The following is a 21,887-nucleotide window of genomic DNA, read 5'->3' on the forward strand; positions in this document are numbered from 1 at the left end:
TCCCTGTTTTTTGATGGATCCAATCCGCCCGGCAAACTGGCGAAATCCCGTTGCGTTGCTACCCTGATTTTCAGGAGTCACTCCTCACAAGGAACGGGGCCGTGAACGGACGTTGGTTTTTGGCAATCCTGGGCATGATGCTCGGCATGCAGGCATGGGCCGCAGAACTTCAGGTGCAAGTGCGCGTCGATGTGCAGCGTGGCTGCCAGTTGGTCGGGCAACAACGCAGCGCCGGCGTCGAGCAACTGGGCGTGCTGGATTTTGGCAGCACCGCGCGGCTGGATGATCCCGGCGGCCCGTTGAGTGCAGCGCTGATGAGCGAACGCCTGCCGCGCCTGGAATGCAATCCCGACACCCCTTATCAATTACGCGTCGATGGCGGCCAGCACGGTGGCGTCGGCGATGTGCGCTACATGGCGGGTGCCGCCGAACACAGCAAACCCATTCCTTACCGGCTCTATCAGGACCCCGCGCGGTTGATCCCTCTGGCGGTGAACGTCCCGATCAGCGGCCGCGTGCCGGACAGCGGTTCCGTGGATTTACCCTTGTATGCCCGTATCGAACGACTGGCGGAGATTCCCCGTGTCAGCCGTTATTCAGACCTGGTGAAAGTGACGGTCACCTGGTAGCAGCAACTGTGTAACTGCCCCCGATGGATTCGGGTGGCGCAGGGAAGGGGACGCTCCTCGTTGAGCGTCCGGGTTTCGGAGTCCTGAGGGAATTGGGATTGGCACGATGACAAGCAGACACTGGATGGTTATCGCCGTGGGCGCACTGCTATTGCTCGCCGAAGACGCCCAAGCGGCGGTCAGCGGGCAAATCAATGCGCGGCTGACCCTCATTGCCGGGTGTGAAGTGACCAATGGCGCCAGCCCGGTCAGTGATGTCGGCAGCCTCGATTTCGGCCAGCAAGGCCCGACCTGGACCAACCCGATCAAGGCCAGCCTCAGCGATAACACGGCGGGCAAACTCAACGTCGCCTGCAACCCCTCGGTCACCGGGTTCACCGTCACCATCGACGGCGGCGCCCATGGCGACGGCACCACTCGGCGCCTGAGCAACGGCAGCCAGACCCTCACTTATCACTTGTTCCTCGATGCTTCCGGCAGCCAGAGCTACAGCATCGGCCAACAACACAATTTCGCTGTCACCAGCACCGGCCAGATACCGATCCCGGTGTTTGGCGCGGTGGTGGCGAATACCCGCGCGGTACCGGCCGGTGTCTATACCGACACCCTCACGGTGACGCTCGATTGGTAAACCCGTAGAGGACGGACACCATGCACATGCTCGTATCAAGGATAGGTTTGTCATTGCTCGGCCTGACGCTGGCATCCAGCGCCGTCGCGGCCACCACGGTCACCGGCCAGATCACCTCCAGCCTGACCCTGATCAGTAGCTGTCAGGTGAACGGCGCCGGCGGCTCCAGCGGTTTGAACTTCGGTGCCTTGAACTTCGGTACGGCTAACAGCCTGTTCACCGAGGCCGACGCCCAAGTGTTGGGTGGCGGTGGCGGGGCGCTGTCGATTCTGTGCTCCAGCGGCACCACGCCAGCGGTGAAAGTCCGGGCCGGCAGTCATGACGGACAGTCTCCCGGAGGCGCTCGCGCCCTGGCCGATGGCAGCGGCAACTTCGTGCCTTACGACTTGTACACCGACGCCGGTCATTCGCAGATCCTGGCCATCGACGGGGTGATCAACCTTGCCGCCAGCACCGGGGTGGCGCAGACCGTGAATATCTACGGCAAGGCCGTGGGCAAGGCCGGATTGCCGGCCGGGACCTACACCGACACCGTCGCCGTCGAACTGACGTTCTAAGGTCATGGCCCGCCATGGATGGGCGGCGCTGGTCCTGCTCTGTGCGAGCAGCGTGCCGTTGCCGCTGGCAGCGGTGACCAGCCAAAGCTTCCAGGTCAGCGCCACGGTCACGGCCGGTTGCCTGGTAGTGGGCGGGGTGTCGAACTACGGCGGCCTGAATTTCGGCAGCCGCTCGGCCCTGGCTACCAGCACGGTGCAGGTGGCGTTGACCGGTGGCGTGCAGTTGCAATGCACGCCGGGGGTGACGCTGAACATGAGCGTCGATGGCGGCCAGTACAACAGCAGCGGCCGGCACATGCAGCGCAGCACCGGCGGCAATCGGGTGGCGTATGCGCTGTTTCGCGATGCGGCCTTCAGCCAGAGCCTCGGTATCGGCCAGAGCGTGGCGGTGGCCTACACCGATGCGAACAACATCAGCCTGCCGATTTACGGTCAGGTGCAGTTGCCGGGCAATCAGCCTGAGGGGACGTACAGCGATGTGCTGCAGGTGCAGCTGTCGTGGTAATGCGCGGTTTTGATAAGGAGTAGGCAGATGGGGTCGCAGGTCTTGCGCAGCACGGGGTTGGCGCTGGTGTTACTTGGGGTGGCGAAAGTACAGGCCGCCAGTTCGGTGCTGATCTGGCCGATCGATCCGGTGCTGGAGGCCGATCAACAGGCCAGTGCCTTGTGGCTGGAAAACCGGGGCAGCGAGACGGCCAATTTGCAGGTGCGGGTGTTCGCCTGGAGCCAGAGTGGCTTCGGCGACCAGTACCAGAACCAGCGCGACGTGATCGGCAGCCCGCCGGTGGCGAAGATCGAGCCGGGCCAGAAACAACTGGTGCGCCTGACCCGCACCCGGGAGATCCCGCCGGGGCAGGAACTGGCCTACCGCATCATCATCGATGAAATCCCCTCGGCGACACCGCCCGCGGCTGAAGACGGTAAGACTGCGGCGGCGATTCGTTTCCAGATGCGTTATTCAGTGCCGCTATTTGCCTACGGGGTCGGGCTGTGGAGCAAGGAAGACGCGACCCGCAAACGCGATCCAAAGGGCGTGGGTGTACCGGACCTGAGTTGGCGCAGCGTGGCGGTGGACGGTCGCTCGTACGTGGAAGTGCGCAACCAGGGCGCGGTGCATGCGCGGTTGACCGATGTTGCATTGAAGCAGGGCGGGCAGAGCAAACCGTTGGTGGAAGGGTTGCTCGGTTATGTATTGCCGGGGGCGGTCATGCGCTGGCCAGCGCCGGGGGCGATTGCCGGGGAATCGGCGTTGCAGGTGCGAGTCAACGGCGCGGCGCAATTGCAAAGCGTTTCTCCAGCCCGCTGACCCGTAGCAGCTGTCGAGCAACGCGAGGCAGCGTTCGGCGGCGAAGCCGTCGTAAACCCTGTAAACACGGTCTACCTGGCACACCGCACAGACTGATTTCACGACGGCTTCGCCGCCGAACGCTGCCTCGCGTTGCTCGACAGCTGCTACCAGGCACTGCAAATGGATTTAGGAGGGCACGGTCCATTGACGGGCAAAAAGCGCGAATGAGCCAGGGTTGGGCTCGCAGTTTCCAGTGTCCGTTGTGGGCTGTGACCTGCGCATGCTGGTTGATGATCGTCCCGCGCACCGAGGCCGGCGATTTACCGCCGCCGCCTAGCGGCATGGAGGCCGTGGCCGATGCACAGTTGTTTCTGGAGTTGGTGGTCAATCAGATGAATACCGGACGAGTCGTCGCGGTGGAGCAACGGGGCGGACGGTTCTTCCTGCCGGCCACGGCGCTGCGCGACAGCGGCATGAAACTGCCGGATAACATCAGCGCCGAAGTCGACCTCGACAGCCTGCCGGGCCTGCACAGCGAGTACGACAGTGCCGGTCAACGCCTGCTGCTCAACGTACCGCCAGACTGGCTGCCGGAACAGTTCGTCGGCAACCGCGAGGTCTACCCACGCACCCCGGCACTCAGCAGTTTCGGGGCCTTGCTCAACTATGACCTGTACCTCAACGACACCGACGATGCCGGCACCTACCTGGCGGCGTGGAACGAAGTGCGGCTGTTCGACAGTTGGGGCACGTTGTCCAACACCGGGCAATACCGGCGCACCTTGTCGGGGGATGCGGTCAGCACGTTGAACAACGGTTACCTGCGTTACGACACCACCTGGCGTTATTCCGATGACGAGCGACTGCTGACCTATGAGGCCGGGGACCTGGTCAGTGGCGCGTTGCCGTGGAGCAGTTCGGTGCGACTCGGCGGGGTTCAGCTATCGCGGGACTTCGGTGTACGCCCGGATCTGGTGACCTATCCGCTGCCGCAATTCGCCGGGGAAGCAGCCGTGCCGTCCTCCGTGGACCTGTTTATCAACGGCTACAAATCCAGCAGCGCCGATCTGCAACCCGGGCCCTACACCCTGACCAATATTCCGTTCATCAACGGCGCCGGCGAAGCGGTCGTCGTCACCACGGATGCCCTGGGTCGGCAGGTTTCGACCACGGTGCCGTTCTACGTCACCAGCAGTTTGCTGCAAAAGGGCTTGAGCGATTTCTCGGTGGCCGCCGGTACGCTACGTCGCGACTACGGCCTCAAGGATTTCAGCTACGGGCCGGGCGTCACCTCCGGCAGTCTGCGTTACGGCGTAAGCGATAACTTCACCCTGGAAAGCCACGCCGAAGCCTCGGACGCCCTGACCCTCGGAGGCTTGGGCGGCAACCTGCGGCTGGGCAATTTCGGTGTGCTCAACACCGCCCTCAGTCAAAGTCAGTTCGACAGCGAAAGCGGCCAGCAACTGAGCCTCGGCTATCAGTACAGCAGCCAGCGCTACAGCTTTTCGTATCAGCGGTTGCAACGGCGTGACCAATACGCCGACCTGACGGTGATCGACAGCCCCTACACGACCCTGAGCAAGCGCAGCGAACAGGCGACCCTGAGCCTCAACCTCGACACCTGGGGCAGCCTCGGTGTCGGCTATTTCGATGTGCGCGCGGCGGACGATTCGCGCACCCGTTTGCTCAACCTGACCTGGAGCAAGCCGCTGTGGCGCAACACCAGTTTCTACCTGTCGGGCAACCGCGAAATCGGCGACAGCAACTGGGCGGTGCAGGCGCAATTGGTGATTCCGTTCGACCTGCGGGGCAGCCTGGCCATCAGCAGCGAGCGCAGCAAAACCGGGCAAACCCAGCAGCGAGTCAATTACAGTCGCGCCGTGCCTACCGAAGGCGGGCTCGGTTTCAACCTTGGTTACGCGCAGGGCGATGGCCCGGCTTATCGTCAGGCTGACCTGACCTGGCGCCTGCAATCGGTGCAATTGCAGGCCGGCGTCTACGGCACCAGCGAGGCCGAAACCCGTTGGGCCGATGCCAGTGGTTCACTGGTGTGGATGGACCGCCAGGTGTTTGCGGCCAACCGGATCGACGATGCCTTCGTAGTGGTCAGCACCGATGGTTATGCGGACATTCCGGTGCGCTACGAAAACCAGCAGGTCGGACAGACCGATCGCAACGGCCATTTACTCGTGCCGTGGAGCAGCGCGTATTACCGCGGCAAATATGAAATCGATCCGCTGAACCTGCCAGCCAACGTGCGCAGCCCCAATGTCGAACAACGCATCGCAGTGCGTCGTGGCAGCGGTTATCTGCTGGAGTTTCCGTTGAGCCGGGTGATCGCCGCGAGCATCGTGCTGGTGGATGCGCGGCAGCAGGAATTGCCCCTGGGCAGTGGCGTTGTGCATGAGCAGAGCGGCACGCAAACCGTGGTCGGTTGGGATGGATTGGTGTATCTGGAAAACCTTCAGGAGCAAAACAATTTGCGGGTGACTCTGGCCGACGGGGGCACCTGTCAGGTTCAGTTCGCCGTGGACATGCAACAGGAACAGATCCCGCTGATCGGCCCGTTGGTGTGCCAATGAAGTGGATGCTGATGCTGGCGCTGTGGTTGCCGGGTTCGGCGTGGGCCTTGTGTTCGGTGGTCAGCACCACGCCGGTGGCGTTCGGTTCGTTGAGTTCGATTGCGGTGCGCACGACGTCGCAGACCAGTTCCACCACCAATGCCGGGTTGAGTTGCACAGGTTCCTTGCTGTCGTTGCTGACCACCAACGATCACTTCTACGCCACGGTCACCTCCGCGCAGACCGGGTTGCTCGGCCCGACCGGCGATGTCATCGGCTACACGCTGTACGCCAACAACTCCACCAGTTACCCGCTGACCCGAGGCGTAGCGTTCGACTTTGCGCGCAACGGCATTATCGACGCGCTGGGCCTGCTCGGCAGCGTGGTGCCGAAGACCGCGCCGATTTATCTGGGGACGACGATTGGCAGCAACGTCGCGGCGGGGATCTACACGGAAACCCTGAGCATCGCCTGGAGCTGGAATTATTGCTCCGGCATCGGCATTGGCAACGTGTGCCTGGGGCGCGACATCAACAGCGGCAACACTACGTTGACGGTCAACCTGACGGTGGCGAATGACTGCACGATTACCGCGCCGAATATCAGCTTCGGCAGCGCTCCGGTGATCAGTGCGTTTACGCCGGTTACGGGGCAGACGATCAACCTGGCGTGCACCAAGGGCAGCGCCTACACGGTGGGATTGAGCGATGGTCAGCAGGCGTTGAGTGTGGGTGGGCGGCGGCGGATGATTTCCGGGGGGAATTATTTGGCGTATGACATTTTCAAAAGCGCGGGCACGACGCGGTGGGGCAGTGTGGGCAGTGCGCGGCGGGCGAGTTCTGATGCGGAGGTGAATCCGGGGAATGGATTGGGCACCGGCAGTCAGGTCTTCAACTACAACGCAAAAATCTACACCGACCAGACCACACCGCCCGCCGGGACGTATCTGGACAGTGTGGTGCTCGACGTTGGCTTCTGATTACCGCGAACCCTGTGGGAGCGAGCCTGCTCGCGAAAGCGACGGTTCATTCAAAAGGGATGGCGGCTGACAGATTGCTATCGCGAGCAAGCTCGCTCCCACAGTGGATTGGGTGGGTTGCAATATTTGTGAACGACGCTGGCCCCTTGTGGGAGCTAGCTTGCTCGCGATAGCGGTGTGTCAGCCACATCAACGCAGACTGACACGACGCCTTCGCGAGCAGGCTCGCTCCCACAGGGGTTTTGCGGTGTTTAGCCTAATGAAACTAGCGCTCAATACTCCGATTCCACCGCGCATTCCACGCCGGGCGCTGTTCGTTAACCTGATCCCAATCAATCGCAATCGCCGTGTCCAGGTACTTCTTCATCGCCTCAACCTGGCCACGGGTTTTATCGGTGGTCGGCGTGTTGGGATTCGACGGAATCTGGTCGCCATCTTCAAGCGCAGCGGCTTGCGCGTCCGGGGTCAGCAGGAACGCGGCGAGTTTTTGCGCGAGTTCCGGTTGGGTGTTGTTGGCGATCGCGCATTCGGCGACGTTGAGCACCACGGCGCCTTCTTTCGGCTGCGCATATTCCACCGGCATGCCCTTGAGTTTCAGCGCGGTGACTTGGGTCGGGGTCAGCGGGAACAGCGCAGCTTCGTCGGTTTGCAGCATTTCGGAGATTTTCGCCGAGCTCGGGATGTACTCCAGCACGTTACGCCCCACGGTGTTCGGCCAGGCCTTGAAGCCCGGTTCGACGTCGGTTTCGCTGCCGCCCTGGATCCGGTTGAACATCAGGAATCCGTGCAGACCGAAGGTCGAGGAAGCCATCGACTGGAACACTACTTTTTCCTTGAAGCGCGGGTCGGCGAGGTCCATCCACGAGGTCGGCGCGGCCCAACCTTTTTCCTTGAACAGACGCGTGTTGTAGGCCAGCCCGGTGACGCCGAGGCTGACCGCTACGGCCTCATCTTTGATCCGGCCCTTGGCCGGGATTTGCGCCAGGGTCGGGCTGTCGGCGAGTTTGTCGCACAGGCCCATGGAGATGGCGCGGTACATGATGCCGTCGTCGAGGAACATCACGTGCAGTTGCGGGTTGCCCTTGCTGGCCTGGACCTTGGCCAGGATGTCGGCGGAGGTCCCCGGCACGATCACGACTTTGACGTTGTTGGCTTTCTCGAACACCGGCAGCACCTTGTCGGCGTAGAGCCGTTCCATGGTTCCGCCGTTCATGCCCAGGTAAAGCGTCGGTTCGGCCTGGGCCTGGGTGACCGTGAGCAGGGCGCCCATGCAGGACAATCCGAGCAGTGCAGTACGTTTGAGGTTATTCATTGGCGCGACCTTCCTCTATCAAGCAACGGAGATGGAGTGAAACCGGGTGATGGAAAACGCATCCAGCGACGTTTTTGACGCGCCGCCGCAGATGATTTCGGTGAGCGCCAGGCCCACCGCCGGGCCGATCTGGAAACCGGCGCCGGCAAAGCCAAACCCGTGCAACAGACCGGGTTGGGTGCCGCTGTGCCCGATCACCGGTTGGCGGTCGGGCAGATAACCTTCGGTGCCGCTCCAGGTGCGAATTGCCTGGGCGCCTTCAAGAAACGGGTAGAGTTCGACCGCTTGGCGGAGGATTTCCAGCACCGCGTTCTGGCCGGGGCGGGCGCGAGCGTCGTCGAGGGCGAAACCCTGGCCGCCGCCCAGCACGCAGTTACCGCGAGCGACCTGGCGGGCATAGATGCCGCCGCCCTCGACCCCGGTGCTGGCGTTCATCACCAGCGGCAATGGTTCGGTGACCAGCATCGCCGGGTGCCCGGCGTGCATTGGCACCGCTTCACCAAATTGTTCAGCCAATTTGCCGGCCCAGGCCCCGGCGCAATTCAGCAGCCACGGTGCGCGGATTTTGAGGCCGTTCGCGGTGCTGACGTGAAAGCGCTGGCCGTCGTGTTCGACTTGGGTCACGGCGCATTGCTCATGAATTTGCGCGCCGTGTCGCCGCGCTGTCTGGGCAAACGCCGGCGATACCAGACGCGGATTGGCGTGGCCGTCATCGGGGCAGAACGATGCACCGGCCGCCACATCGCCAACCCACGGGAACCGCGCGCGCAGCTCGTCGCGTTCAAGGATCTGCAAGTCGAGGCCGAAACCCCGGCTGCTGGCGGCGTAGTCCTGCAAGGCGCGCAGATCGTTGAGGCTGCGAGCCAGTTTCAGGTGTCCGCTGCGCTGGTACTCGCCGTCGATACCGATCAATTGCGGCAGTTGGGCCCACAGTTCATGGGCCTGTTGCGACAGCGGCAGTTGCGACAACGGTCGGCCTTGGCGCCGTACGCCGCCGTAGTTCACGCCGCTGGAGTGGGAGCCGCAAAAGTCCCGTTCCAGCAACGCCACGCGGCGGCCGGCCTTACTGAGAAACAGTGCCGCCGAGGCGCCGACAATCCCGCCGCCAATGATGATGGCATCGACTTCGATCATGGCTCGACCTCCAGGCCAAACGGCAGGGGTTTGATTGGCGACTGGGCGCGCAATCGACCGATCTCCGATATGGAACGCTGGCTTTCGCAGGCGATGATTTCTGCGGCAGCGGCGCCACACATCCGGCCTTGGCAGCGACCCATGCCGACCCGGCAATGGGCCTTGACCCGGTTGATCTCCCAATGACCTTCGCGCACGACCTGGCGGATCTCGCCGGCCTGCACTTCTTCGCAGCGGCAGACGATCAGGTTGTCGGCGGTGTTGGCGGCCCAGTTCTCGGGGAAGACGAAAGCTTGCTCCAGGGCTTTGCGGAAGGTGCCGATCCGTGCGAGTGAGTGTTCAAGGGCGGCGGGGCGCTCTGGCGGGATCAGGTAGCCACTGTCTTCGAGCAGGGCCAGTGCGGCGCGCTCGCCGGCCATTTCGGCGGCGTCGGCGCCCATGATTCCTGCGCCATCGCCGGCCAGGTAGACCTCAGCGACACTGCTGCGACCGGCGCTGTCACGTTGCGGCAGCCAGGCGCGGTTGAGCGGGTTCCAGGCGAATTCACAGCCGAGCAGGTCGGCGAGTTGGGTTTCGCTGCGCAAACCGTGGGCGAAGGCGACGGCGTCGCAATCGATTTGCTGTTGGCCTTTGGTGTTACGCCAGTTCAGCGATTGCACGCGCTGTTCGCCGTTGACTTGAAGCAGGCTGGCGCCCTGATGCACCGGGATGCCATGGGCGGTCAGCCAACTGCGGTAATAGAGGCCTTTGGCGAGGGTTGCCGGCTGCGAGAGCAGGCCGGGCAGGGCGCGGGCCTGGGCGCTAAAGGGCGAGCTGTCGAGCACCGCCACGACTTTCGCGCCGGCCTTGGCGTATTGATAGGCGACGAGGTACAGCAACGGTCCGCTGCCGGCGAACACCACCCGTTCACCGATCGCGCAGCCCTGGAACTTCAACGCAATCTGCGCGGCGCCGAGGCTGTAAACCCCTGGCAGGGTCCAGCCCGGCACTGGCAGAACCCGGTCGGTGGCGCCAGTGGCGACGATCACCCGGGAGAATTCGAGCCGCGTGGCGCGACCGTCACGCAAGGTATCCAGGGCACCGGTTTCGGCGTTCCACACCAGCGTGTCGGGGCGATAGTCGATCTGCTCGCGCAGCTCGTCGATGGCTTGATGAATCGCTCCGGCCTTTCGCGATTCAAAGCCATACAGCTTGACCGCCGAACGCTTGAAATTCGCCGGCTGCCGCCGATAAATCTGCCCACCACCGCGTGCGGCCTCATCCAGCAGAATCGGACGCACGCCATGCGCCACCAGCGTCTGCGCAGCACGAATCCCCGCAGGGCCAGCCCCCACAACAATCACCGGACTCATACCGGATCCCCTGTGGGAGCGAGCCTGCTCGCGAAAGCGGCGGCACATTCAAAAGGGATGGCGGCTGACAGATTGCTTTCGCGAGCAGGCTCGCTCCCACAGTGGATTTTGGTTGTCTGCAATATTTGTGACCGACGCAAAACCCCTGTGGGAGCGAGCCTGCTCGCGAAGGGGGTGGCATATCCAACAGGGATGGTGGCTGACAGATTGCTTTCGCGAGCAGGCTCGCTCCCACAAGTTGTATGGGTGTTCATAGGACGCGCCCCGGTTCGCGGTTGATATGTTGGCCGGGTTCGAGCAGGGTCGAGCAGGCTCGTACCCGGCGGCCGTCGCCCAGGCGTACCCAGCAATCCTGGCACGCGCCCATCAGGCAGAAACCGGCCCGTGGCTGTGCGCTGAAGTCGCTGCCGCGCAGGTGATCGCTGCAGGTCAGCACGGCGGTCAGCACGGTGTCGCCGAGCAGGGCGGTGGCCGGTTGGCCGTCGAGGACGAAGTCCAGGGCCGGGCGGTCGCCTTCGGCCAGTCGTTTCAACAGAGCCATGGCGCCCTCATTGTTTGCCTACCAGAACCCGATCCAGGCCATAGACCCGGTCGAGCAGAATCATCGTCAACGCCGTCAGGCCGATCACCAGTGCCGACACCGCCGCCATCATTGGATCGATGGATTCGGTGGCGTACACGTACATCCGCACTGGCAGCGTCTGCGTCGCCGGCGAGGTAACAAAGATCGACAACGTCACCTCATCAAAACTGTTGATAAATGCCAGCAACCAACCCCCGGCCACCCCCGGCAAAATCATCGGCAAAGTGATTTGCTTGAACAGCGTGAAGCGCCCGGCCCCCAACGATTGCGCGGCGTGTTCGGCGCTGCGATCCAGGCCAATCGCCGAGGCCAGCACCAGCCGCAACACATACGGCGTGATCACCAGCACGTGAGCGAAGATCAGCCAGCCGAAGCTGCCATTCACGCCCATCAGCGCAAACAACCGCAGCAACGCCACCCCCAACACCAAGTGCGGAATGATGATCGGCGACAGGAACAACCCATTGAAAAAGCCCCGTCCAGGAAACTCATATCGGGTGATGGCCAAAGCGGCGGGCACCGCAATCAATGTCGCCAAAGTCGCGGCGCAGAACGCCAGAATCAGGCTGTTGTAAAACGCATCGACAAAATCGGCGCGTTCAAAAACCGCACGGAACCAACGCAACGAAAAGTTCGTAGTCGGCAGGCTCAAAGTGTTTTCCGGAGTGAACGCCACCAGGCATACGACCACCAGCGGCGCGAGCATGAACAGCACCACCAGGGCATGAAACAGCAGGGCGAAAGGACCGTTCTTGGACATGACGAGTTATCCCAATGACTTCTTGTAGCGGCCTTCGATCATCCGGTTCCACGACAGCATGATCAGCAGGTTGAGCAGCAGCAGGGCCACGGCAATCGCCGCACCCATCGGCCAGTTCAGCTCCGACAGGTATTGGTCGTAGATCAGCGTGGCGACCATTTTCAGGCGACGTCCGCCAAGCAATCCGGGGATCGCAAAGGAACTGGCGGCGAGGCCGAACACGATCAAAGTGCCGGACAACACGCCGGGCATGATTTGCGGCAGCACCACTTTGCGCATCACCGTGAGATGACTGGCACCGAGGGACAGCGCGGCTTGCTCGGCGGCCGGGTCGAGTTTCTGCAATGAGGTCCAGACCGGAATAATCATGAACGGCAGCATCACGTGGACCAGCGCAATCACCACCGCGAACGGCGTGTAGAGCAGCTTCATCGGCGAGCCGCCGAAGGCTTGCAGGGTCTGGTTGACCAGGCCGTCGGCGCCGAGCAACAGGCTCCAGCCGAAGGCGCGCACCACCACCGAAATCAGCAGCGGGGTGAGGATCAAAATCAGGAAAATCGAACGCCACGGCGCGCCCATGCGACTGAGGATGTAGGCCTCGGGCACACCGATCACCACGCACAACAGGGTGGTTAGGCCGCTGATCCAGAACGTGCGCAGGAAGATTTCATAGAAGTACGGATCGCCCAGCAGGCTGCTGTAGTGATCGAGGGTGTAAGCGTCACCGTTGATCCCCGAGCTGTAGTCGAAGACGTTGAACGACAGCACCAGCGTCAGCAGCAACGGAATGACCAGCAGGCACACATACAACGCCAGCGCCGGTGCCGACAGTAAATAGCCTTGGCGCCCCTGAAGAATCGAAGCGAACAGACTCATGCCGACACCTCGTCCACGGTCAGCACCCGCAGCAACGCCGCGTCCCAGTCCAGGCCCACCGCCGTGCCTTCGGCCAGTGGTGCCGAGCCGTCGTTGCGGCGCACCACGCTGAGTTCGCCCAGGGTCGTCGAGACGCCATACAGCCATTGGCTGCCGAGGAAGAAGCGGCTGACGATGTTGCCTGGCAAGCGACCCTGGCCGGCATCCCGCAGATCGATTTTTTCCGGGCGCAGGCTCAGGGTCAGCTCGCCGCCGCTGCGCACCTGAATCACGCCGGCACTGTCACGCTCGCCGGACAGCAGATTGGCCTTGCCGACGAAGCCGGAAATGAACTCAGTGCGCGGGTGCTCATAAAGGGTGTAGGGCGCGTCGATCTGGGTGATGCGCCCGGCCTGCATCACCACCACGCGGTCGCTGATGGACAGCGCTTCGGATTGGTCGTGGGTGACCATCAGGGTGGTGATTCCGACTTCACGCTGGATGCGGCGGATCTCGAACTGCATCTCTTCGCGCAGGTTGGCGTCGAGGTTGGACAGCGGCTCGTCGAGTAGCAACACCGGTGGCTCGATCACCAGCGCCCGGGCCAATGCCACGCGCTGGCGCTGGCCACCGGACAACTCCCGTGGATAGCGTTCGGCGTGCTGGTCGAGGCGCACCAGTTTCAATACCCGCGCCACTCGTTGCTGCAATTCGGCGTTGGGCACTTTGCGCATCCGCAGGCCGAAGGCGACGTTGTCCTGCACGCTCATGTGCGGGAACAGCGCATAACTCTGGAACACCACGCCCAGGCCACGGCTGGCGGGTTTGGCGTGGGTGATGTCGCGACCGTCGAGCACGATGCGTCCGCTGCTGACTTCGACGAAGCCGGCGATCATTTGCAACGTGGTGGTTTTGCCGCAACCGGAAGGGCCGAGCAGGGAGACGAACTCGCCTTTCTCCACCGAGAGATTGGTGGCGACGACTGCGTCGATCGCGCCGTAGCGTTTACCGAGGTTTTCAAGTTGCACGAATGCCATAGCTGCGCTCCACCTGAGATTGTTATGCGCGGCCAGAAGGCGCGCTTTTTTGTATGGGCAGATACGAAAGGATGATGCGGGGTGCGTTGGCGCTCGACTTGGGTCGGCTGCCGCTGTTGTTCGAATCGCCCCTGTATGGACGCAGAGTAGGACGAAGAATAGGATGGGCTCAATGGCCTATTTCACTGAAGCGATGACTATTTTCAGTTTCATTCAGTGAGTAAATTCTTTATCGAGAAAACCCATGTCTGATTCCACTGAGCGGAATGAAAACAAAAATGAAGTCGGTGTCGGCGCCGTCTCTCGGCTATTTGCGGTGCTGCGCAGTCTCGGTGACACGGTCGAGGGCGGCGAGCGCGTGACGCAACTGGCGCAGCGCATCGGTTTATCGCAACCGACGACCCATCGATTGCTGCGCAGCCTGATGGACGAAGGCATGGTCGAACAGGATGCACGCAGCAAACGCTATCGCCTGAGCCTGGATTTCTTCGCCCTCGCGGCACGTGCCGGCAACACCGGCAACCTTCGCGAACTGGCGCGCCCGGCGTTGTTGCGGTTGTCGGCTTCGTTGGGGGATTCGTTGTTTCTGCTGGCGCGCAGCGGGTTTGATGCGATCTGTCTGGATCGCAGTGAAGGACCGTTTCCGATCCGCACCTTTACCGGCGACATTGGCGGGCGCGTGGCGTTGGGCGTCGGGCAGGGCAGTCTGGCGATCCTGGCGTTTCTGCCGGAAGAAGAGCGGGACACGGTGATTCACTACAACCTGCCGCGGCTCAAGGATTTCCATTTGTATGACGAGGTGTTCCTGCGTTCGGAAGTCGAGAACGTGCGGGCGCTCGGATATGCCGGGCGCAATACCGGCGTGTTGCAAGGCATGGCCGGGGTGGCGGTGCCGATTCTGGACCGTGACGGGCGAGCGGTGGCGGCGTTGAGCGTGGCTACCGTGAGTGATCGGCTGGGGCCGGATCGCTTGCCGACGGTGGTGGAAATGCTCAAGCGTGAAGCGGCGTTGATCGGGCCGCGGATTAATCCGTTTGATCCTTTGCTGCGCAGGCCTTCGCAAGTCTTCGGTCAGAACTGAGCGCAATCTCCAAACCACTACTGCACCCCTGTGGGAGCGAGCTTGCTCGCGATGAGGGCCTGACAGTCAATAATGATGTGACTGACAGACCGCCATCGCGAGCAAGCTCGCTCCCACAGGGGGAACGATCGGTCGGCTAAAACTGCACGGTTTGCTTGAGCATCCGCGCCGCCGGCGTATCGCTCGGGCTGACCATCGCGTAGTTGTACCCGGCCCCCGACCAATACTCGGCCTGCAACTCTCCATCACTGCGGCTACCCCGTGGCAGCATGTAGTTCTTCGGCCCCGGCGGCCGCACATAGAAACTGATCTTGTGCCCGCCCTGATCCTCGTAAACCACCATCGCCGCCGGCCCTTGATCGGTGCTGAGCAGGCGCCCGCTGACCGGTTTGAACCCGGCACTCGCCAGATCCGGCAAGCGATGGGCCTGGGTGAAGTAACGGTCGAGCCAGCCCTGAATGTTGCCGTCGTCGCTGACCTTGTAGTCCGCCGGCAACATGCCTTGCTGGGCAAACAGCCGGTAGGCCTGCATCGCATCGGCCATCGGCGCCTGGGTGCTGACCAGGGTCATCTCCCGCGCCTGCCAGCCACTGATCCCGCCAATACCAACCGCGATCAACAACACCGCCGCACTGGCCAAGTGTCGTCGGGACTGACGCTTGAGGCGTTGGCGAATCAGCGCCGGATCAAGCTCCGGGTTGGCCGGTTGCCGCAACGCACCGCCGAGGGCCGCGCGCAGTTGCTGGGCGTCGAGTTGCCAGGCGCGCACTTGCTCGGAAATGTCGGCGTTAGTCGCGAGAAAAGTCTCCACCAGACGTCGGTCGGCATCGCTGAGCTGGTGATCGACGTAGGCGTGCAGGTCACGCTCGCTTGGGGGCATGCTGATCATTTGAGTCTCCGCAGGGAAGGGCGGCTGATTTCGCCGTCGCTGAGTTCGCGCAAGGCCTGGCGGGCGCGGGACAGGCGGGACATCACGGTGCCAGTCGGGACGCCGAGAATCTCGGCGACCTCTTTATAGGTCAGGCCTTCCACCGACACCCAGAGCAGCAGGGCGCGCTGTTCGGTGTTGAGCTGATCGAAGGCCTGCAGGGTGGTTTGAGCAATCACGCTGCGCTCGGCCGAGGGGTGCGCATCGTCGCGGCCGGTGAAAAATTCGAGCATCCGCGCATAGCGCCGGGAGCGCCGGTGAGCGTCGAGGAACTGCCGATACAGAATCGAAAACAACCACGCGCGCAGGTCGCCGTCGGGACGTTTGTCGCTCCAACTCGACAGCGCCCGCTCCAGGCTGGCCTGGACCAGGTCATCGGCGCTGCTGGGGTTGCGCGTCAACGACACCGCGAACCTGCGCAATCTGGGAATGATTTCTCTCAGTTGTTCGTCGATATCGTTCATGAAGTTCTGGCTAGTCACTACGCTGTGGACTAGGAAGACGCCCGGGATTCGAGGTTATTCCACGTCGATAAAAATAAATACGGCGTGATGGAATAAACCGGCGCGGGGTGCGTCTGCTTGGTTCTTCTCACTTGTGGCCGATGGCCCTGGAGTCTTTCATGGTAGATCGCTCATCACCGCCCACCCGGCCACCCTTGAGTGCCGCGAGCCTGACGTTGCGTCTGGCCGGCATCGCCGTGATCGTCGCGGCAGTAGCCGGGGCTTTTGCCTACGTCAACGGCACCTTTGACCCACAACGCCTGACCCCGAAAAAACTGATCAACGTGCTGGAAACCAACAACGGCGTACACCCGGGCTTTCGGCGTAACCACTCCAAAGGCGTGTGCGTGATCGGGCATTTCGAGAGCAGCGGCGAGGCACGCAGTTATTCCACCGCCCAGGTGTTCAATGAGCCAAAGACTCCGGTAGTCGGACGTTTCGCACTGCCGGCCGGTAATCCTTACGCGCCGGACAGTGCCGTACCGATCCGCAGCCTGGCGTTGCGTTTCACCCAGTCCAACGGCCAACAGTGGCGCACCGGGATGAACAGCATGCCGGTGTTCCCGGTGGGCACGCCCGAGGCGTTCTATCAGTTGCAACAAGCGCAGTCGCCGGACCCGGCCACGGGTAAACCGAACCCGGCGCTGGTCCCCGCGTTTTTTGGTTCGCATCCTGAGGCCGGGCCGTTCCTGGCCTGGATCAAAACCGCCAAGCCGTCGGCCAGTTACGTGACGGAAACCTACAACAGCGTCAACGCGTTTTACCTGGTGAATGCATCCGGGCAGAAGCAGGCGGTGCGTTGGAGCATGGTGCCGGTGGTGAAGGACGCGGCGGGTGCCACGGCGCCTGAAGGCGCGGATTTCCTCGAAAAAGATTTGGTGCAGCGGATTTCCACAGGCCCGTTGCGTTGGCAGTTGAACATCATCCTGGCCAATCCGGGTGATCCGGTGAACGACGCCAGCAAGGCCTGGCCCGAGGACCGCAAAGTCTTGAATGCCGGGACCTTGGTGCTCGAAGCGACCCAGCCACAACTGAACGGCGAGTGCCGTGACATCAACTACGATCCGCTGGTGTTGCCGGCCGGGATCGAAGGCTCCGACGACCCGCTGCTCGCCGCGCGTTCCGCCGGTTACGCCAGTTCGTACTTGCGTCGCACCAGCGAAGTCAATCAGTTGCCCGCCGCCAAACAGGAGGCTCAACAATGAGCGCCCAACCCAAGCATTTCGTCCCGCTGGCGCGCCTGCTGCACTGGCTGATGGCACTGATGGTCATCGCGATGCTGTTTATCGGCGCGGGCATGGTGGCCTCGGTGTCCGAGCGGCATGAGTGGCTGATTCATCTGCACAAACCGTTGGGCATTGCGATTTTGCTGTTGGTGATCGTACGCCTGGCCGTGCGGTTTTCCACGCAGCAACCACCGCTGCCGGCGGACCTGCCGGGCTGGCAGGTGCTGGCGGCCAAGGCGTCGCATGTCTTGCTGTACGCGTTGATGCTGATTTTGCCGCTGCTCGGTTGGGCGATGATTTCGGCGGCGGGCGACCCGGTAATGCTCAGCAGTTCGTTGCAGTTGCCGTCGATTGTGCCGGCCAATGCGCAGGTGTTTGCGGTACTGCGCAAGGCGCATGGGTATTTGGCGTATCTGTTGTTCCTGACCGTGCTGCTGCACCTGGCGGCGGCGTTGTTTCATGGCTGGGTGCGTCGCGATGATGTGCTGGACAGTATGTTGCGAGGCAAGGATCGCGATTAATCATCCCCCGATGACTCCCCGTAGCAGCTGACGAGCACCGCGAGGCAGCGTTCGGCGGCGCAGCCGTCGTGAATCCTGCCGCCGCGGTATCACCTGAAACACCGCGGTGGCTGACTTTACGACGGCTGCGCCGCCGAACGCTGCCTCGCGGTGCTCGTCAGCTGCTACAGGTTTCCAGCGGTTGGATTTTGGCGGCCAGGGTTCGCCACCAATAGATCAGCGCTACGGCGTTGATCCCTGCCCCCAACAGACACACGCCCATCCACCCAGCCCACGCATACATCGCCGTCGAACCAATCGACCCCAGTGCGCTACCAATTGAATAAAACAGCATGTACCCCGCAGTCAGTCTGCTTTGCGCTTCCGGCCGCACGCTGTAGATCATGCTCTGGCTGGTGACGTGCACGGCCTGCAAACCCAAATCCAGAGTGATCACCCCAAGCAACAACGCCCACAGCGAAGATTGGGTGAAGGCGATCGGCAACCACGATGCCAGCATCAACAACAGCGACAGGCCGCTGGTCCATTGGCCGAGACCACGATCCGCCAGATGCCCGGCGCGGGCGGCGGCCAGTGCTCCAGCCGCGCCGGCCAGTCCGAATAATCCGATTTGCGTGTGGGACAACGACAGCGGCGGGGCGCTCAGGGGCAACACCATCGGCGTCCACAACACCATGGCGCTGGCGAAGGTCAGCAGGGCGAGGATCGCTCGTTGGCGCAGCACCGGTTCTTCCTTGAACAGGCTGAATACCGAGCCGATCAGCGCGGCGTAAGTGTGGGTCGCTTGCGGGGCTTCCTGTTTGGGCAGCACGCGAAACAACAGCAACGCCATCAACAGGGTCAAGCCTGCGGACAACAGATAAATCGAACGCCAACCCGCGAGATCCGCCATGCCGCCGGCCACGGTACGCGCCAGCAAAATCCCGACGACGATACCGCTGGTAACCACGCCCACCACGCGTCCGCGCTGGGCTGGAATCGCCAGGGTCGCCGCGTACGCCACCAACACCTGGGTCACCACCGCCAACAATCCTGTCAACGCCATGCCGATCAGCAGCCAGGCGCTGTTTTGCGCGAAGGCGATCATCAGCAACGCCACTGCCGACAGCAGTGTTTGCGTGACGATCAGGCGCCGCCGGTTGAGCAGATCCCCGAGCGGCACCAGCAACAACAGGCCCACGCCGTAACCGACCTGAGTCAGGGTGACGACGATGCCGATGGTCGCCGGGTTCATGGCGAAGGCGTCGGCCATGGCATCGAGCAACGGTTGGGCGTAATACACGTTACCGACGGCCAGTCCGCAGGCAACAGCGAACAGCAGCACCACGCCGCTGTTCAAAGAATGATTGGGCTTCATGCCAGGCTCCTGATGTGGTTTCAAAATAAAACCAGTTGTACGGTAAGCAGGCTGGTTTTATATTGCAACCACATTTGCAGTCTGCGAGCACGAGCATGGTCAAACGAACAAGCATGCAAGGCGCCGAATGCCCGGTCGCTCGGTCACTGGATGCCATTGGCGATTGGTGGTCGTTGCTGATCGTGCGCGATGCGTTCGATGGCATCCGCCGCTTTGGCGAATTTCAGCGCAATTTGGGCATGGCCAAGAACATCCTCTCGGCGCGACTGCGCACGTTGGTGGCCCACGGGATTTTTGATCTGGTGCCGGCCTCGGATGGCAGCGCGTATCAGGAGTACGTGCTGACGGAAAAGGGCAAAGGCCTGTTCCCGTTGATCATTGGCTTGCGGCAGTGGGGCGAGACGTTTTTCTTTGAGGCCGGGGAGGCACATTCACGGGTGGTGGATCGTGAACAGGGGCGGCCGGTGCGCACGTTGGAATTGCGCGCCGAGGATGGGCGGTTGTTGGGGCCGGAGGATTGTGTGCGGGTGGCGGCGGAGTGAACGTGGCTGCATGCCGGCATGCAGCCACGAAGGCAATCAACGCAACGTATCAATCATCTCCGCAACAGTCGTCAGCACATCCTTGCCCAACTGCTTGGAGCGTTTGCCCGACCAACCCGTCAACGCGTTCGGCGCATCGTTGTTATCTTTGAACGGCATCTCCAGAGTCAGCGACAGGCAGTCGAACTTCTGACCGACGCTGTTGCAGGCCAGGGTCATGTTGGCTTTGCCCGGCAAGTCACGGGTGTAGCCGTACTTGGTCTGGAAGTCTTTGGTCAGATGCTTGAGGTGATCGCGGAAGTGGGTTTCGAGCTTCTCGATCCGCGGCGTATACCCCGGATTGCCTTCACAACCGGCGGTGAACACGTAAGGGATTTCTTCGTCACCGTGGACGTCGAGGAACAGGTCGACGCCGTACTTTTCCATCTGTTGCTGAGCGAACAGGACTTCCGGGCTGATCTCCTGGCTGGCGCTCTGCCAGGCGCGGTTCAGGTCCTGGCCCATGGCGTTGGTACGCAGATGGCCGTGGAAGGCACCGTCCGGGTTCATGTTGGGGATCAGGTACAGGTCGGCGCTGGCCAGGAGTTTTTTCAGTACGGGATCGTCATGCTTTTCCAGGCGTTCGATCACGCCTTCCATGAACCACTCGGCCATGTGCTCGCCCGGATGCTGTTGCGCGATGATCCAGACCTTGCGCTGACCTTCGGCGCCGCTGCCTTTGCGCAGCAACTGGATATCCCGGCCTTCGGCGCTTTTGCCAGTGGCCAGCAGTTCAGTGCCGGCCTTGCTCAGCGCCTGTTCGATCAGCCAGTCATGGCGACCGCGGCTGTAGGGTTCGAAGTAGGCAAACCAGGCGTGGGTGGCCGTGGCTTCGAGGCTGAAGCGCAGGCAGTCGCCTTCGAAAATGGTCGGTACGCGGAACCAGTTGACGTGGTCGTAGGACGCCACGGCCTGATAACCATCCCAGGCTTTGTTGTACGAGGATTTACTGGCGTTGTTCAGGCGAAACCAATGCTCTTGACCCACATGCAGACCGCTGGCCTTGAAGTGGAACCACTGGAAATGCTGGCTGCGCGTATCTGGCTTGATTGCCAAAAGCGCTTGCAGAGGGTTGCTGATGTCCAGTACTTCAATGTTGCCGCTGTCGAAGTTGGCAGTGATGTCGAAAGAGGATTTAGCCACGGTCATAGTCGATTCCTGATTATGATTTTATGGCTGCTACTTTACACGCAAGGTGGGGATGAATCGGGGGAAAATTGCAGATGTAGCGGGGGGCGTCCTCCTTGACGCCGAAGCAGCTTAGAGACTGTGTGATTGATTCTCAAGTGCTATTTTGGATTAGTTTGGCCCAATGCTGCCGGGCTTCTCTTGCCAACGGATATTCTTTTGATATCATGCCGGCCATCGAATTAGCAGCACCTACAGTCTTCATTAGCCTGAAGCCAAAGCCAGAATAACTGGCAAAAAAAAGACCCGGCAAAAAGCCGGGTCAAAAACCGTGATTAGCCTGATGAGGAGATAGTCCAGGAGACCGACCTAAGGTCCTCTGGTCCATCGACTGATCTCGCGACCAGCTGCATGCAATAATAATCATTCTCGTTTGCAAGTCAAATGATTTTATCTGCGCGATTGGAAAATTCTTTCCCGTCCTCCTCCAATACTCATCCGCCTCAGTCGTGCTGATCGCCATCCAGGGATCGGTCGACCATCGCCTGCGCCATATCAATCATGTGCACCACCGAAAACGCCAGCGCCCGGTTTGCGCCTTGCAGGTTGTCGGCCGACTCCTGTGCGGTGGCTGCGGCACAGCGCAACAGATCGGATGCATGAACCAACGCTTCTTCACTGCTGATGTTACGGTTGACGTCGAAAAAGCGTGCCTGGACTTCCACCTCTGAAACAGCTGGTTTCAAGTAATAATCCAGCGCCCGTTGCGCGGCGGCGGTGCCTTTTGGCGAGGTGAAGGTGGTGTCGAACTGGGTGTCGGCCGTGTCGTGGCTGGGGATGGTCATGATGATTGCAAACTCCGTGATAGATTCAGATCCGTGAT

The 21,887-nt window shown here is 61.9% G+C and carries 23 protein-coding genes; 11 read left to right on the forward strand and 12 right to left on the reverse strand.

The features are described 5' to 3' along the window. Positions 1-134: 134 nt before the first annotated feature. The 7 genes from ACIOYV_RS25540 to ACIOYV_RS25570 all read left to right on the forward strand — a co-directional run bounded on the left by ACIOYV_RS25540 (position 135) and on the right by ACIOYV_RS25570 (position 6,646). Positions 135-629 (forward strand): spore coat U domain-containing protein, encoded by a 495-nt coding sequence (locus tag ACIOYV_RS25540; protein ID WP_265045820.1) that lies wholly within the window; start codon positions 135-137, stop codon positions 627-629. Positions 630-735: 106 nt separating this feature from the next. Further along, a complete protein-coding gene (locus ACIOYV_RS25545; protein ID WP_054053806.1) occupies positions 736-1,260 on the forward strand; it encodes a spore coat U domain-containing protein in 525 nt (174 codons plus the stop codon). A 20-nt stretch (positions 1,261-1,280) separates the two neighbouring features. Next, positions 1,281-1,817 carry a spore coat U domain-containing protein gene (locus ACIOYV_RS25550; protein WP_054617243.1) on the forward strand — a complete coding sequence of 179 codons (537 nt, stop codon included), beginning with the start codon at positions 1,281-1,283 and terminating at the stop codon, positions 1,815-1,817. Positions 1,818-1,821: 4 nt separating this feature from the next. Next, entirely contained in the window at positions 1,822-2,322 is a 501-nt protein-coding gene (locus tag ACIOYV_RS25555) for a spore coat U domain-containing protein (protein WP_401328133.1), read from the forward strand. A gap of 27 nt (positions 2,323-2,349) precedes the next feature. Continuing rightward, on the forward strand, positions 2,350-3,123 hold the full coding sequence (locus tag ACIOYV_RS25560; protein WP_401328136.1) for a molecular chaperone: 774 nt from the start codon (positions 2,350-2,352) through the stop codon (positions 3,121-3,123). A 206-nt stretch (positions 3,124-3,329) separates the two neighbouring features. After that, positions 3,330-5,687 (forward strand): fimbria/pilus outer membrane usher protein, encoded by a 2,358-nt coding sequence (locus ACIOYV_RS25565; RefSeq protein WP_401328139.1) that lies wholly within the window; start codon positions 3,330-3,332, stop codon positions 5,685-5,687. Continuing rightward, entirely contained in the window at positions 5,684-6,646 is a 963-nt protein-coding gene (locus tag ACIOYV_RS25570; protein ID WP_401328142.1) for a spore coat protein U domain-containing protein, read from the forward strand. The genes ACIOYV_RS25565 and ACIOYV_RS25570 overlap by 4 nt, the downstream gene beginning before the upstream one ends. A 265-nt stretch (positions 6,647-6,911) precedes the next feature. Here the strand turns inward: ACIOYV_RS25570 and ACIOYV_RS25575 are convergent, their stop codons facing one another. From ACIOYV_RS25575 to ACIOYV_RS25605, 7 genes are all read right to left on the reverse strand, one after another. Next, on the reverse strand, positions 6,912-7,958 hold the full coding sequence (locus tag ACIOYV_RS25575) for an ABC transporter substrate-binding protein (protein ID WP_290026386.1): 1,047 nt from the start codon (positions 7,956-7,958) through the stop codon (positions 6,912-6,914). 18 nt (positions 7,959-7,976) lie between these two features. Further along, the gene (locus tag ACIOYV_RS25580) at positions 7,977-9,092 is read right to left on the reverse strand and encodes an NAD(P)/FAD-dependent oxidoreductase (RefSeq protein ID WP_401328145.1); all 1,116 of its coding nucleotides are present in this window, start codon (positions 9,090-9,092) and stop codon (positions 7,977-7,979) included. Next, positions 9,089-10,444, reverse strand: coding sequence for an FAD-dependent oxidoreductase (locus tag ACIOYV_RS25585; RefSeq protein WP_401328148.1), 1,356 nt, complete (start codon positions 10,442-10,444; stop codon positions 9,089-9,091). Before ACIOYV_RS25585 ends, ACIOYV_RS25580 begins: the two co-directional genes overlap by 4 nt. A gap of 250 nt (positions 10,445-10,694) precedes the next feature. After that, on the reverse strand, positions 10,695-10,985 hold the full coding sequence (locus tag ACIOYV_RS25590; protein ID WP_401328150.1) for a (2Fe-2S)-binding protein: 291 nt from the start codon (positions 10,983-10,985) through the stop codon (positions 10,695-10,697). A gap of 7 nt (positions 10,986-10,992) precedes the next feature. Further along, on the reverse strand, positions 10,993-11,787 hold the full coding sequence (locus ACIOYV_RS25595; RefSeq protein ID WP_054053788.1) for an ABC transporter permease: 795 nt from the start codon (positions 11,785-11,787) through the stop codon (positions 10,993-10,995). 6 nt (positions 11,788-11,793) lie between these two features. Then, entirely contained in the window at positions 11,794-12,663 is an 870-nt protein-coding gene (locus ACIOYV_RS25600) for an ABC transporter permease (protein ID WP_401328153.1), read from the reverse strand. Then, positions 12,660-13,679, reverse strand: a complete 1,020-nt coding sequence (locus ACIOYV_RS25605) for an ABC transporter ATP-binding protein (protein ID WP_401328156.1) — start codon at positions 13,677-13,679, stop codon at positions 12,660-12,662. Before ACIOYV_RS25605 ends, ACIOYV_RS25600 begins: the two co-directional genes overlap by 4 nt. A gap of 244 nt (positions 13,680-13,923) precedes the next feature. Here ACIOYV_RS25605 and ACIOYV_RS25610 point away from each other — a divergent pair, with 244 nt between their 5' ends. Further along, positions 13,924-14,760 carry an IclR family transcriptional regulator gene (locus ACIOYV_RS25610; RefSeq protein WP_213940332.1) on the forward strand — a complete coding sequence of 279 codons (837 nt, stop codon included), beginning with the start codon at positions 13,924-13,926 and terminating at the stop codon, positions 14,758-14,760. A gap of 136 nt (positions 14,761-14,896) precedes the next feature. Here ACIOYV_RS25610 and ACIOYV_RS25615 read toward each other — a convergent pair whose 3' ends face one another. Both ACIOYV_RS25615 and ACIOYV_RS25620 read right to left on the reverse strand, forming a co-directional pair. Beyond that, positions 14,897-15,649: an anti-sigma factor family protein gene (locus tag ACIOYV_RS25615; protein ID WP_401328161.1), complete on the reverse strand. Its 753-nt coding sequence runs from the start codon at positions 15,647-15,649 to the stop codon at positions 14,897-14,899. Continuing rightward, positions 15,646-16,152 (reverse strand): sigma-70 family RNA polymerase sigma factor, encoded by a 507-nt coding sequence (locus ACIOYV_RS25620; protein ID WP_054614089.1) that lies wholly within the window; start codon positions 16,150-16,152, stop codon positions 15,646-15,648. Before ACIOYV_RS25620 ends, ACIOYV_RS25615 begins: the two co-directional genes overlap by 4 nt. A 158-nt stretch (positions 16,153-16,310) precedes the next feature. Here ACIOYV_RS25620 and ACIOYV_RS25625 point away from each other — a divergent pair, with 158 nt between their 5' ends. Together ACIOYV_RS25625 and ACIOYV_RS25630 are read left to right on the forward strand one after the other, a co-directional pair. Beyond that, complete coding sequence (locus ACIOYV_RS25625; RefSeq protein WP_290026398.1) at positions 16,311-17,396, forward strand: catalase family peroxidase; 1,086 nt, start codon at positions 16,311-16,313, stop codon at positions 17,394-17,396. After that, positions 17,393-17,938 (forward strand): cytochrome b, encoded by a 546-nt coding sequence (locus ACIOYV_RS25630; protein WP_054053772.1) that lies wholly within the window; start codon positions 17,393-17,395, stop codon positions 17,936-17,938. The genes ACIOYV_RS25625 and ACIOYV_RS25630 overlap by 4 nt, the downstream gene beginning before the upstream one ends. Before the next feature lie 157 nt (positions 17,939-18,095). Here ACIOYV_RS25630 and ACIOYV_RS25635 read toward each other — a convergent pair whose 3' ends face one another. Further along, positions 18,096-19,295 (reverse strand): MFS transporter, encoded by a 1,200-nt coding sequence (locus tag ACIOYV_RS25635; RefSeq protein WP_401328164.1) that lies wholly within the window; start codon positions 19,293-19,295, stop codon positions 18,096-18,098. Between the two features lie 95 nt (positions 19,296-19,390). Here ACIOYV_RS25635 and ACIOYV_RS25640 point away from each other — a divergent pair, with 95 nt between their 5' ends. Beyond that, on the forward strand, positions 19,391-19,837 hold the full coding sequence (locus ACIOYV_RS25640) for a winged helix-turn-helix transcriptional regulator (RefSeq protein WP_401328167.1): 447 nt from the start codon (positions 19,391-19,393) through the stop codon (positions 19,835-19,837). Between the two features lie 36 nt (positions 19,838-19,873). Here the strand turns inward: ACIOYV_RS25640 and ACIOYV_RS25645 are convergent, their stop codons facing one another. Together ACIOYV_RS25645 and ACIOYV_RS25650 are read right to left on the reverse strand one after the other, a co-directional pair. Then, positions 19,874-21,025: a M14-type cytosolic carboxypeptidase gene (locus ACIOYV_RS25645; protein ID WP_401328170.1), complete on the reverse strand. Its 1,152-nt coding sequence runs from the start codon at positions 21,023-21,025 to the stop codon at positions 19,874-19,876. Positions 21,026-21,507: 482 nt separating this feature from the next. Then, entirely contained in the window at positions 21,508-21,849 is a 342-nt protein-coding gene (locus ACIOYV_RS25650) for a DUF6124 family protein (RefSeq protein ID WP_054053765.1), read from the reverse strand. Between the last annotated feature and the right edge of the window lie 38 nt (positions 21,850-21,887).

Source organism: Pseudomonas sp. NPDC087342 (assembly GCF_044744265.1).
In the GTDB taxonomy this organism is placed as follows: Bacteria; Pseudomonadota; Gammaproteobacteria; order Pseudomonadales; family Pseudomonadaceae; genus Aquipseudomonas; species Aquipseudomonas nunensis.

Excerpts from the sequence above, each read along its gene's own strand:
- ACIOYV_RS25595 (WP_054053788.1), bottom strand. The coding sequence starts at position 11,787 with ATGTCCAAGAACGGTCCTTTCGCCCTGCTGTTTCATGCCCTGGTGGTG.
- ACIOYV_RS25600 (WP_401328153.1), bottom strand. The coding sequence starts at position 12,663 with ATGAGTCTGTTCGCTTCGATTCTTCAGGGGCGCCAAGGCTATTTACTG.
- ACIOYV_RS25555 (WP_401328133.1), top strand. The coding sequence starts at position 1,822 with ATGGCCCGCCATGGATGGGCGGCGCTGGTCCTGCTCTGTGCGAGCAGC.
- ACIOYV_RS25640 (WP_401328167.1), top strand. The coding sequence starts at position 19,391 with ATGGTCAAACGAACAAGCATGCAAGGCGCCGAATGCCCGGTCGCTCGG.
- ACIOYV_RS25585 (WP_401328148.1), bottom strand. The coding sequence starts at position 10,444 with ATGAGTCCGGTGATTGTTGTGGGGGCTGGCCCTGCGGGGATTCGTGCT.
- ACIOYV_RS25590 (WP_401328150.1), bottom strand. The coding sequence starts at position 10,985 with ATGGCTCTGTTGAAACGACTGGCCGAAGGCGACCGCCCGGCCCTGGAC.
- ACIOYV_RS25570 (WP_401328142.1), top strand. The coding sequence starts at position 5,684 with ATGAAGTGGATGCTGATGCTGGCGCTGTGGTTGCCGGGTTCGGCGTGG.
- ACIOYV_RS25560 (WP_401328136.1), top strand. The coding sequence starts at position 2,350 with ATGGGGTCGCAGGTCTTGCGCAGCACGGGGTTGGCGCTGGTGTTACTT.
- ACIOYV_RS25540 (WP_265045820.1), top strand. The coding sequence starts at position 135 with ATGATGCTCGGCATGCAGGCATGGGCCGCAGAACTTCAGGTGCAAGTG.
- ACIOYV_RS25605 (WP_401328156.1), bottom strand. The coding sequence starts at position 13,679 with ATGGCATTCGTGCAACTTGAAAACCTCGGTAAACGCTACGGCGCGATC.
- ACIOYV_RS25620 (WP_054614089.1), bottom strand. The coding sequence starts at position 16,152 with ATGAACGATATCGACGAACAACTGAGAGAAATCATTCCCAGATTGCGC.
- ACIOYV_RS25580 (WP_401328145.1), bottom strand. The coding sequence starts at position 9,092 with ATGATCGAAGTCGATGCCATCATCATTGGCGGCGGGATTGTCGGCGCC.
- ACIOYV_RS25625 (WP_290026398.1), top strand. The coding sequence starts at position 16,311 with ATGGTAGATCGCTCATCACCGCCCACCCGGCCACCCTTGAGTGCCGCG.
- ACIOYV_RS25545 (WP_054053806.1), top strand. The coding sequence starts at position 736 with ATGACAAGCAGACACTGGATGGTTATCGCCGTGGGCGCACTGCTATTG.
- ACIOYV_RS25650 (WP_054053765.1), bottom strand. The coding sequence starts at position 21,849 with ATGACCATCCCCAGCCACGACACGGCCGACACCCAGTTCGACACCACC.
- ACIOYV_RS25615 (WP_401328161.1), bottom strand. The coding sequence starts at position 15,649 with ATGATCAGCATGCCCCCAAGCGAGCGTGACCTGCACGCCTACGTCGAT.
- ACIOYV_RS25610 (WP_213940332.1), top strand. The coding sequence starts at position 13,924 with ATGTCTGATTCCACTGAGCGGAATGAAAACAAAAATGAAGTCGGTGTC.
- ACIOYV_RS25630 (WP_054053772.1), top strand. The coding sequence starts at position 17,393 with ATGAGCGCCCAACCCAAGCATTTCGTCCCGCTGGCGCGCCTGCTGCAC.
- ACIOYV_RS25550 (WP_054617243.1), top strand. The coding sequence starts at position 1,281 with ATGCACATGCTCGTATCAAGGATAGGTTTGTCATTGCTCGGCCTGACG.
- ACIOYV_RS25635 (WP_401328164.1), bottom strand. The coding sequence starts at position 19,295 with ATGAAGCCCAATCATTCTTTGAACAGCGGCGTGGTGCTGCTGTTCGCT.
- ACIOYV_RS25575 (WP_290026386.1), bottom strand. The coding sequence starts at position 7,958 with ATGAATAACCTCAAACGTACTGCACTGCTCGGATTGTCCTGCATGGGC.
- ACIOYV_RS25565 (WP_401328139.1), top strand. The coding sequence starts at position 3,330 with ATGAGCCAGGGTTGGGCTCGCAGTTTCCAGTGTCCGTTGTGGGCTGTG.
- ACIOYV_RS25645 (WP_401328170.1), bottom strand. The coding sequence starts at position 21,025 with ATGACCGTGGCTAAATCCTCTTTCGACATCACTGCCAACTTCGACAGC.